Raw genomic sequence first — 10,611 nt, 5'->3', positions numbered from 1 at the left:
CCCACACCCCTTCGGGCGTCAGCGCGGGAAGGAACCGCTCCACCACGAACACCGGCACGCACGTCCTCCGTCACTCGTCCCCTGCCGGACGGTACGGAAGTCGGACAGCGCGTCATAGCGCCAAACGACGGTGTTTATCGCGACCGGTGCGCCTCAGTCGCCGGGTGACTGGCTGCTGCGGAGGCGGGCCGCCATCTCCGTGCGCGACGTGACGCCGAGCTTGGGGTAGATCCGCGCGAGGTTCGCCGACACGGTCCTCGGCGACAGGAACAGGATCTCGGCGACCTCGCGGTTGGAGTGCCCTTCCGCCACGAGGTCGGCGATCTGGCGTTCGCTCTCGGTGAGGTCACCCGGCGCGGCCCGGCGTCCCCCGATGCGGGCAAGCTCGTCGCGAGCGCGCGTGGCCCACAGCACGGCACCCAACTGCTCGAACACCGTCAATGCCTCGGCGAGTGCCTCCCGCGCGACACCCCACTTCCGAGCGCGGCGCGCGATCTGACCCTTCACCAACAGCGTCCGACCACGCGGGAACGGGATCCGGACACGGTCGTGCTCGGTCATGGCAACGTCGCACGCCCCCAGCGCTTCGTCGACGTGTCCGCGCGTGGCGGCGAGCAGCGCTCGGCTTCTGCCGGCCACCGCCAGACCGGTGGGACGGTCGATGGCACGAGCGCGCGCGTCCACCCACTCGGTCAGTGCCGTCGCGCGATCGTGGTCACCGAGGAGGATCGCGGTCTCGATGACGTCGGCAACCCACCAGGCCGTACCCGGCTCGTCGAACCCATTCGATCTCGCGCGTTCGACGAGGGGCTGGAAGATCGCGTCAGCGTGGTCGGGACGACCGAGCGACAGCTCGAGAAATCCGAGCACTCCGAGGTTCAACGCGGCTCCGAGCGCGTGACCGGTCGCCGTGCCCACACCCACCCCTTGGTCGACATAGGTGCGAGCGTCGTCGGTGCGCCCCAGGTGCGCCGCGAGGAGCGCGGCGGCGTAGCACGTCATGGTGCGAATGCCCTCCTGGCTGGTCTGGATGGCCAGCCGATCGGCGTCGACCGCACGCGCCAGCCCGCGCTCCCATTGCCCGGTCCAGCAGTCGATCTCGGCGACGTGGTACCAGAGGAAGGGCATCGCCCCCTCGTCGCCGCGCTCGAGCAGCTCGCGCTCCGACGTACCGAGAAGGATGCGGGCTTCGTCGATGCGGTCCGCCCACGAGTAGACGTGAGCGACGGCAACGCTCGGTCGGAGCAAAGCCGGACGCGGCTCATCCCAGTCCTCGAGCGCGCGGGCGCGATCCATCAGGTCGGTGCGCACACCGTCGCCGAGCATGAAGTCGGCCACGGCGACCTGCGCGATCGCACCCGCGAGGATCTGCTCCGGGCCGGCGCGCGCCGCGAGGTCGGCGGCCGACATCGCGTGGCGCCGCGTCGCGCGCACATCACCCATTGCGAAGCAGGTGTAGGCCAGGTCGTGATCGATCGCCGCGCACAACGCCGGATCGTCGCCAGCTTCGAGGCGCGCCTGCTCCAGGATCTCCCGCGACGCGGCGATGTTGTCATGGTGGTATCGCACCCGGGCCAGCCGCCACCGCGCGCCACCTCGTTCAGATCCCGGGGCCGCGACACTTTCGGCCTCGACAAGATGCTCGAGCGCGCGCACGGAGTCTCCCGCCGCGAACCGGGCCTGACCCGCGATCGTGCAGCGGCGGAAGACGTCGTGCGGACGACCGTCGGGCGTCAACGATCGCGCGAGCTCGGCGAGCTCCGCGGCGGCGTCGGGAGCGCCCCGTCTCGTCGCCTGCGCCGCCGCGTCCTCCAATGCCATCGCCACGCGTTCGTCGGGGCCCTTCGCGGCCAGGGCGAAGTGACGCGCCCGCTCCTCACCACCGTTGCATGCATCCGCCAATCGGCGATGCGCGTCTCGTCGCTCGCGCTCGGTCGCTTCGCTCGCAACGACCGTCGCGAAGAGGGGATGGACGAAGCGCACCGTGCCGGTCGTGGCCTCGACGACTCCGGCTTGACGCCCGCGATCGATCGCGACGTCCCACCCGTTGCCGAACGCTCGCGCGAGTGTGTCTTCGATCGGATGTGCGAGCAGTGCTGTCAGGAGGAGCGCGTCGCGCACGTCTGACGACAGACGACGCAGCCGCTGCACGAGCAGCTCATGCAAGTCGCCCGTGATCGGCAAGGGCTGGCCAGGCCCGGGAAGCGCTCCGGCATCGGCCAGTGCCCGACCGACCTCCAGCGCGAACAACGGATTGCCGCGTGCGGTGTCGCGCAGGTGGACGAGTGCCGTGCGCGGCAGCGTGAGGTCGAGTCGCTCACGGAGGACGCGTTCGATGGCCCCGACGCTGAGCGGCGCGAGACGGAGACGTTCGACGCGACGATCGCGCAGGAGATCTCCATGTTCCGACGCAATCGTCGTCGTCGACTCGGGCCGCGCGGTCATGACCAGCCGTATCGGCTCGTCCGAGAGCCGCCGGAACGCGAAGCCGATCGCCCGCGCCGAGGGACGGTCGAGCCATTGCAGATCGTCGATCGCGATGAGCATGGGCTCCGCGCGGGACCGGGCTGCGAGCAGCGAGAGCGTGGCGGCACCGACCGCGCGGTGGTCGGCTGCGCGCGCGGATCCGACCTCGAGGCGAAGAGCGACGTCGAGCGCGCGTCGTTGGGGTGCCGGTAGCCCAGCGGCGAGCTCGTCGATCGCACCACCGATCAGATCGCCCAACCCTGCGTAGGACAACGTCGCCTCCGACTGGACCGGACGGCACGAGACGATCCCCGTCTCGGTCCCACCACACGCCAGTGCCGCTTCCCAGAGCGCGGTCTTCCCGGCCCCCGCCTCGCCTTCGATGAGCAATGCGGCTGGACCGTCGGGGACCGCCCGCACAAAGGCGGCGATCCGATCCAACTCGAGCTCGCGCCCGAACACGGACGTCGACGGCATCGGCCGAGAGCGTACCCAGACCCTCGGCAGGCTCGCGCGTTGCTCGACGCTGCCCGGAGTGCAAAGGTCCTGACGAACAGAGTGGACGACCTTCGAAGGGGCGAAAGGGTGAGTATGCGGCTCAACGGCAAGGTCGCGCTGGTGACCGGTGGCACTCGGGGCATCGGCCGGGGGGTGGTGGAGATGCTCGCCGCTGAAGGCGCCGCGGTCGCGTTCACGGGCCGGAACCAAGCGAACGGCCACGAGGTGGAGGCCGGCGTGAAGGAAGCGGGCGGCCAGGTGCTGTACATCCGCGCGGACAATGGCATCGAGGAGGAGGTCGCGGGCGCCATCGCGCAGACGGTCGAGCGGTTCGGCGCCTTGACGACGCTCGTGAACAACGCGATCTCCGACGACGTCGGGAGCGGAAACGACAGTCATGTCGACCTCGTCGACAACGACACCTTCGACAACATCTTGCGGATCGCGCTGATGGGCAGCGTGTGGGCATCGAAGTACGCGATCCCGGAGATGCGCAAAGCCGGCAACGGATCGATCATCAACATCTCGGCGAGCTCGTCGAAGACCGCGCTCCCCCACCGGCCCGCGTATCACGCGTCGAAAGGCGCGCTCAACGCGTTGACCCGCCAGATGGCGACCGACTACGGCAAGGACGACATCCGCACGAACGCGATCATCGTCGGGTTCATCTACACGGGCACACCGGGGATGGCCGCGATCCTCGCCAACCCTGTGAACCGCGCCGCGTTCGAGAAGAACATCATGGTCCCGCGCCTCGGGGAGCCGGCCGACATCGCGGCCGGTGTGGTTTACCTGGCATCCGACGAGGCGAAGTACGTGACCGGTATCGAGCTGACGATCGACGGCGGCGCGCTGTGCCACCAGGCACTGCCGGAGCTGGACTTTCAGAACTTGCGCGGTGAATAGCCGGGGTGCGCATCGTGGAGTGTGAACGTGATCGTCCGTGACGAATTGCTCGACCAGGCAACGACGGCCACTGGCCTCGACGACTTCGGCGACGTGCCGTTCCTCGAGGCGCTGGACGCGTTCGTCGACTCGTTGAACCGCGACGCACGCGTCGAAGGCGCGGTACAAGACGGCGCCGTGGGGACGCTCACGGGCATTCTCACGAAGCGGCTGGCCCTCGTCGACGACCGCAAGCAGTACCCCGAGATCGCGGAGGAGGTGATCGCCGCACCGGTGTTCATCGTCGGTCAGCCGCGCTCCGGCTCGACGCACCTCCACGCGCTCCTTGCGTGTGTCGAGGGTGTGCGGGCGCCCCGGTCCTGGGAGATGTCGGCACCGTCGCCGCCGCCGGAGCGGGCGACCTACGACACCGATCCGCGGATCGCCATGGTCCAGGCAGGCATCGACAAGATGCCCGCGGAGATGCTGGTTCGGCACCCGATGTCGGCAACCCGGCCGGAGCAGTGCAACGGGCTGTTCGACTGGACCTTCATCAACCAGGCGTGGATGGCGTCCTACGACATTCCTTCATACCGCGACTGGTTCCTCGACGCCGACTACGCGGCTGCGTACGAGGCGCATCGCCGCACGCTGCAGCACCTGCAATCGCGCAACCCCGGCCGATGGGTGCTCAAGTACCCGAAGCACCTGCTGTCGCTCGACGCGTTGCTCGCCAGATATCCCGATGCCGTGCTGATCTGGACGCATCGCGATCCGGCCGCCGTCTTGCCATCCGCAGTGAGCCTCACCGGCTTCATGCGGCAGTCCAACACACCCGACTACGACCCCGTGCGCTTCGCCCGCGAGTGGGTGGTCATCGAGGAACTGGCGTTGCATCGCGGACTCGCCACGCGTGATCGCGACAGCAAGGAAGACCGCAACATCGACGTCGACTACCCGTCGCTGATGGGCGACCCCGTCGGCACGGTTGCCATGTTGTGCGATGGTCTCGGGTTCGCGTTCGACGATGGATCGCGGCAGGCCGTGCAACGGTGGCTCGACGAGCACCCGCAGGATCAGCACGGCGTGCACCGCTACACGGCCGCCGACTTCGGCCTCGACCCGGACCGACTGCGCGCCCGCTTCGACTTCTACACCCGCCGGTACCTGTGATCTCGGGCGAGCGCATCCTCGTGACGGGCGTTACGGGCACGATTGGCACCGCGCTCGCGCTCCATCTCGCGGGCGAGAACGAGGTGTGGGGCATCGCGCGCTTCGCGGACTCTGCCATCCGGGCCAAGGAGACGTACACCGCGGTCGCGACGCCATCGCCGACCGGCGCGAAGTCGACGCGCGAGGAGCTGTTGGCAGCCGGGGTGACGTTGCGCGCGATCGACCTTGCCGGGGGCGAGTTCGGTGACCTGCCTGATGACTTCACGTACGTCGTGCACCTGGCCTGGCTGCGCGCTGACCTTGTCCACCTCGACGACGCGTTCCGCGCCAACGTAGAGGGCGCCGGCTTTGTGCTCCAACACTGCCGCAAGGCCAGGGCCGCGCTTGTCATGTCGGGGATGGGCATCTATTCGGCCAATGACGATCCGTGGTGGGCCTACAGCGAAGCCGACCCGATCGGTCGAGGCGCGACGGCGTACGCGCCGACGAGTCCCGCGTGCAAGCTCGGCCTCGAGAGCGTTGCTCGCTTCTGCGCGCGGGCATTCGACCTTCCGATCGTCGTCACGCGACTCAACACGCTCACCGGCCTTCCCGGCTCGTTCCCCGCGATGCACATCGACGCGGTCATGAATGGCCGGGCGATGGTCGCACCGTCGGACCCGACGCCACACTCACCCATCCACATCGACGACATGAAGTGGATGCTCGAACCGCTCCTGGAGGCGGCGAGCACCCCTGCGCACGTCACCAACTGGTGCGGAGATGACGTGACAACCGTGCAGGAATGGATGCAGGAAGCGGCCGCATGGTCCGGGCGCGACGCGAAGCTCGTCGTCGAGCCCGTACTGGGTAGCCCCGCCGGCGCGAGAGCCGACCCGACGCGACGCCGCTCCATCACCGGTCCGTGCCGCACGACGTTCAGCGACACGTTCCGCACCCTCTTCAGCGACATCACCGGGATCACACCAGGCTCGTAAGCGCAGTTCCTATGGCATGTCCTGGACGACAGCCCCCGATCGGAGCAAGGAATCGATGCGCGCTTGCGAGACACCGAACTCGCGCAGCACGTCGATGCTGTGTTGACCAAGGGTCGGCGCCGCGCGTCGAAACCTCGTCTTCGTGCGCTCGAACCTGGCGAAGCCGGCAATACCGCGCCCGGGGCCGAAGGTCGGGTCGACATAAGAGTCGTAGTAGTTGTGCTCTTCGAGGAACGCATCCGTGTAGGTCTGGTCGACCGTGACGACTGGAGCGGCCGACGCGCCAGCGTCACTGAGTCGCATGAGCGCATCGTCGACCGACAGCGGCTTCAGCGCGTCGGCGATCAGAGACGCAAGTCCACCCTCGCGCGGTTCGGCGAGCGCCCCCTCGGCACCTTCGGCCCGCAACCCGAGCGCATCGAACAATGCCGCAGCACGCGGTGCCGTGGCGCACGCGACGGCGATCCATCCGTCGGCACATTCGTAGTAGCGCTCGAGCGCGCTGGCACCGATGCAGTCGCGCGCGCCCATTGCCGGCTCGCGTGCTCCGGGGTACGAGGTGAGCGCGCCGATCTGCAGCAACACGCTCTGGCTCGCCAAGCTGGTCTGGATGTCCTGGCCCACGCCGGTTCGCGCACGCGCGAAGAGCGCACCGACGATGGCGAACGCCGACATCGCGGCGCTGCCGACATCGTTCACCGGGATGCCGTGGAAAACCGGTTCGCCCCCGTAGCCGCCCTGGGCTTGCATCAAGCCGCTCTGCGCCTGGAGGAGCGGATCAAAGCCGGGCATCGATGCTTGTGGACCGTTCGTGCCGTAACCAGTGATCGACAGCGAGATGATGCGCGGATTGACCTCGCGCAAGCTCTCGTACGAGATCCCAAGCCGTTCGCGCACGCCGAGTCGAGAGTTGTCGAGCACGACGTCAGCCTGCGCGACCAATTCGAGGAACACCTCCTTTGCGTCGGGTTGCTTCAGGTCGAGGACGAGTCCCCGCTTTCCCCGGTTGTAGACACAGAAGCCCGAGCGGTACGAGCGAAACGGATCCCCGTTCGCCGTCTCGATCTTCACGACATCGGCACCGAAGTAGGCCAACATGGTCCCGGCGTACGCGCCCGCGATCACGGCGCCGAGATCCAGCACCTTCACACCCGCGAGCGGCGGTTCGTCAAGCACCGTTCCCTGACGTGCAGCAGTCGTATGGGGCGGCACAACCCGTGACACCGGGACGTCTTCCGCGAGACGCGGCGTGACCGCCGGGGTCCCACTCATCCGGAGCGAGACGCCAGGCATCTCCACCGTGCCGAGCTCCGCATGTTCCAGTTCGAGGCGCATGTCGTTCGCGGCGATGGTCTCGCCGGCAAACCACTCCTCGCGTGTGCGCACCGGTCCGCACGGCACGTCGACCGCACCGAGAACTGCGAGCCACTCCGCGCGCGCCCTCGAGCGAAACGCCGCTTCGAGCTTTCGCATCGTGACCTGGGCGCCCGGCGCGACCAACGCGGCGCTCAGATCGCCGGCGAACTGTGGATCCGACAACACATCGGCGAGCACGCCGGTCGCCTCCAGAGCCCGCACGTAGAGGACTTCGAACAGCGCGCCGAGGAAGAACCATTCACCGTCCGCGCATTGATACAGGCGGTAGTTCGGCGCGCCGCCGAGGGGCGCTCTCCAGATCGAAGTCTGCTCGTGCTCGAACCGTGTTGACGGCAAGACCTGCGCGGCGCCGTGCAGCCCGCTGACGACGACGCTTTGCCCGAGTCCCGAGCGAACGCGTTCGAACAATGCCGCGCCGATCGCGGTAGCCATGCAATTGGCCTGGCCGTAGTAGGCCAGCGGCGCGACGAGGTGGACGGGCGCGCCGGAATACGACGCTTGTCCCGACGATATTCCGGTCAGCGCGGTGAGCACGTTGTGTGACGCGGGCAACGCGCTCCAGCGGCCCGTCTCGCCGTAGGGCGGCGCCCAGGCGTGGATCAGCCGTTCGTGCTGCCGCGTCAAGGCGACACCGTCGAGACCGAGCGACTCGAGCACGCCCGGCGCCGCATCGAACATCGCAACGTCCGCGTCGGCAACCAGGCGCTTTGCGACACCGAGATCCGCGGGCGTCATCAGATCCAGCGCCACACGCCGCTTGTTGCGATTCCAGGCCAGATAGCCCGGCTCGTCGCGGCCGCGCGCTCGAGCCGCTGGATCGACCTTGATCACCTCGGCACCAAGATCACCGAGATGCATGGCAGCCATTGCGGCCGCGCAGTTGTTCGAGAAGTCGAGGACGCGGACGTCCGCAAACACCGACACCGAGCCGCTACGCGTCGGTGAGCTGCTTGGCGAACCCCGCATTCTCGAACGCCTTGCGGATCTGCTCCTTGGCGGCCTCGGGCAGGATGCCCTGCGGGGGGCGCGAGTGCGGGTAGTCACCAACGGGGAGCCCGATGACGGACGCCGCGTACCGGAACCCTTCGCCCCAGTGCGTGAAGTAGTCGGGCCGTCCGGGGTAGCGGGTGAACCACCCGCCCACTTCCTCACTGATGCGGTCGAGGCCCGTCTCCTGGGCGTACTCGATGGCTTCGGCGAGTCGACCCTCCCAGACCATGGTCCAGTAGTTGGTGAGCATCGGCTTCTCGGGCGTCTCGTAGAAGTAGCCGGCGGTGCCGAGTTGCGCGGGCCCGACGATCCCCTGCTGCAACCATCCCGCCTTGTACACGATGGTGTCGCACTCCCAGATGACGAGCTCGGGAGCGAGCGCATGCGCAGCCTTGCTCCGCCAAGGTTCCATCATCCCTTCCTTCATCGCGCACACCGCCGGGATCTCGTTCGTGATCTGCGCGACTTCTTCCGGGGTGAGGGCGTAGCCCGACGACCCCGAGTTGAACAGGCCGAGGGCGATGTCGGTGCGGTCGGCGACGTACTGGAAGAAGCGGAGCACGCCCTCTCCCCCGTGAACCTCCATCGGCGGCGTCTGCAGGTAGCAGATGTCGGCGCCGTGGGACTCGGCGTGCTCGGTCAACTCGAGACAGTCCTTGGCCGACGTGGCGCTCGTGCACGCCTGGATCACCGTGTCCGGCGCGATCGCGCGCGCCTCCTCCACCGCCACCTCGAGCAGCTGCTTCCGTTCGTCGATGGTGAGTGACCACCACTCGGCGATCCCGCTCGTGAGCCAGAGCATGGCGTGCCCGAGATCACCGACGCAGTACCGAACCAGCGCGCGGTAGGCGGCGAAGTCGATGTCGTCGCCGTCGGTGCCGCTGAAGGGCGTGTACAGCGAGTTGCCGATGCCATGGAGACCACCCGAGGCGGCCCACTCTTTCGCATCACGTGCAGAAGGCATAAGTGCTCCCCTCGACGAGCAACGAAGCGAAACGGTGTAGTTTCAGCGTAATGGCGGACTCCGCGAGTGCAGTCGCCGACGGTGGCCGCGACGGCGCATTCGTCGACGGCGTGGTCGACACCTACGAGCGGGTCGCCGCCATCCACCATGGCACACCGGCCACCAAGCGCGATGGCGCCTTGGAGCTGACGCGCTTCGAGGACGTCGTCGCGGTGACCAAGCGCCGCGACGTCCACTCGATTGATCCGGACGCAGTGGCGATCGTGTCGATGGCCTTGGGCGCCGGCCGGCCGCTGATCCCGTTGATGCTCGACGGAGAGCAACACACCAAGTACCGCAAGCTGCTCGACCCGCTGTTCGCTCCCAAGCAGGTCGCCCGCCTCGAACCGGTAATCCGGAACCTCGCGGAGGGGCTGATCGACGCGTTCGCCGCCGACGGAGAAGTCGACTTCTTCGCGGCCTTCTGCGAGCCGCTCCCCAGCCAGATCTTCCTGAGCCAGCTCGGCCTGCCGCTCGACGACGTGCCGTTCCTGCTCTGGGTGAAGAACGGCATCATCCGCCCGACGGACGAGGAGCACCTTGCGGCGGCGGGGCCAAAGCTCATCGAGTACCTCGACGCCGAGCTCGATCGCCGCGAGGCGTCCGGCGAGCAGCAGGACGACCTGATTGGCGGGTTCCTCACGGCTGAGGTCGACGGGCACAGCCTGACGCACGAGGACGTCATCGACATCACGTTTTTGCTCGTGCTCGCCGGCCTCGACACCGTCACGGCGTCACTCTCGTGCATGGTCGACTGGCTGGCCCGCCATCCGGCGGAACGTGACCGCCTCGTGGCTGATCCGTCGCTGCTTCCGGCGGCGATCGAAGAGCTGATGCGCGTACACACACCCGTCGTGGCCGGCAGCCGCCACGCGACCGTCGACTTCGAGATCGACGGTGTCGAGGTGAAGGCCGGGGACGAGATGCGCGTCGTGTGGGCCGCCGCCAACATGGACCCCGACACGTTCCCGGAGCCGACCAGCGTCGACTTCGCGCGACCCAACAACCGCCACATCGCCTTCGCGAGCGGCTTCCACCGGTGTCTCGGCTCCCACCTGGCACGACTCGAACTCCGCGTCGCGTTGGAGGCGCTGCACCGTCGCATCCCCGACTATTGGCTCGACCCGAACCGAACACCCGGCTACCTCAACACCGCTGTCGTCCGCTGCGTCGACCCACTGCCGCTCGTCTTCACACCCGCGTGACACCGCCGCTCGGAATTCACGCTGGGCTGCTGCGAGT

7 protein-coding genes are annotated in these 10,611 nt (G+C 68.1%); 4 read left to right on the top strand and 3 right to left on the bottom strand.

The genetic code is table 11. The annotated features are described in order from the left end of the window. Positions 1-153: 153 nt before the first annotated feature. The gene (locus tag WD271_16220) at positions 154-2,943 is read right to left on the bottom strand and encodes an AAA family ATPase (GenBank protein MEX1009365.1); all 2,790 of its coding nucleotides are present in this window, start codon (positions 2,941-2,943) and stop codon (positions 154-156) included. Between the two features lie 114 nt (positions 2,944-3,057). On the opposite strand from WD271_16220, the gene WD271_16215 reads away from it, so the two are divergent. Genes WD271_16215 through WD271_16205 form a run of 3 tightly spaced genes read left to right on the top strand, consistent with a single transcriptional unit; the run spans position 3,058 to position 5,999 of the window. Continuing rightward, positions 3,058-3,870, top strand: a complete 813-nt coding sequence (locus WD271_16215) for an SDR family oxidoreductase (GenBank protein MEX1009364.1) — start codon at positions 3,058-3,060, stop codon at positions 3,868-3,870. A gap of 27 nt (positions 3,871-3,897) precedes the next feature. Continuing rightward, positions 3,898-5,022, top strand: a complete 1,125-nt coding sequence (locus WD271_16210) for a sulfotransferase (protein MEX1009363.1) — start codon at positions 3,898-3,900, stop codon at positions 5,020-5,022. A 20-nt stretch (positions 5,023-5,042) separates the two neighbouring features. Then, positions 5,043-5,999, top strand: coding sequence for an NAD(P)-dependent oxidoreductase (locus WD271_16205; protein ID MEX1009362.1), 957 nt, complete (start codon positions 5,043-5,045; stop codon positions 5,997-5,999). Between the two features lie 9 nt (positions 6,000-6,008). Here WD271_16205 and WD271_16200 read toward each other — a convergent pair whose 3' ends face one another. Together WD271_16200 and WD271_16195 are read right to left on the bottom strand one after the other, a co-directional pair. Next, on the bottom strand, positions 6,009-8,300 hold the full coding sequence (locus WD271_16200) for a CoA transferase (protein MEX1009361.1): 2,292 nt from the start codon (positions 8,298-8,300) through the stop codon (positions 6,009-6,011). Between the two features lie 7 nt (positions 8,301-8,307). Further along, on the bottom strand, positions 8,308-9,330 hold the full coding sequence (locus tag WD271_16195) for a dihydrodipicolinate synthase family protein (GenBank protein MEX1009360.1): 1,023 nt from the start codon (positions 9,328-9,330) through the stop codon (positions 8,308-8,310). 50 nt (positions 9,331-9,380) lie between these two features. Here WD271_16195 and WD271_16190 point away from each other — a divergent pair, with 50 nt between their 5' ends. After that, positions 9,381-10,574 carry a cytochrome P450 gene (locus WD271_16190; protein ID MEX1009359.1) on the top strand — a complete coding sequence of 398 codons (1,194 nt, stop codon included), beginning with the start codon at positions 9,381-9,383 and terminating at the stop codon, positions 10,572-10,574. Positions 10,575-10,611 lie beyond the last annotated feature (37 nt).

It is taken from the genome of Acidimicrobiia bacterium (genome assembly GCA_040880805.1).
Classification (GTDB): Bacteria; Actinomycetota; Acidimicrobiia; order IMCC26256; family DASPTH01; genus DASPTH01.
Note: the sequence above shows the minus strand (reverse complement) of the source record. Positions and strands in the feature narration are given on the sequence as shown.

Excerpts from the sequence above, each read along its gene's own strand:
- WD271_16220 (MEX1009365.1), bottom strand. The coding sequence starts at position 2,943 with ATGCCGTCGACGTCCGTGTTCGGGCGCGAGCTCGAGTTGGATCGGATC.
- WD271_16215 (MEX1009364.1), top strand. The coding sequence starts at position 3,058 with ATGCGGCTCAACGGCAAGGTCGCGCTGGTGACCGGTGGCACTCGGGGC.
- WD271_16195 (MEX1009360.1), bottom strand. The coding sequence starts at position 9,330 with ATGCCTTCTGCACGTGATGCGAAAGAGTGGGCCGCCTCGGGTGGTCTC.
- WD271_16190 (MEX1009359.1), top strand. The coding sequence starts at position 9,381 with ATGGCGGACTCCGCGAGTGCAGTCGCCGACGGTGGCCGCGACGGCGCA.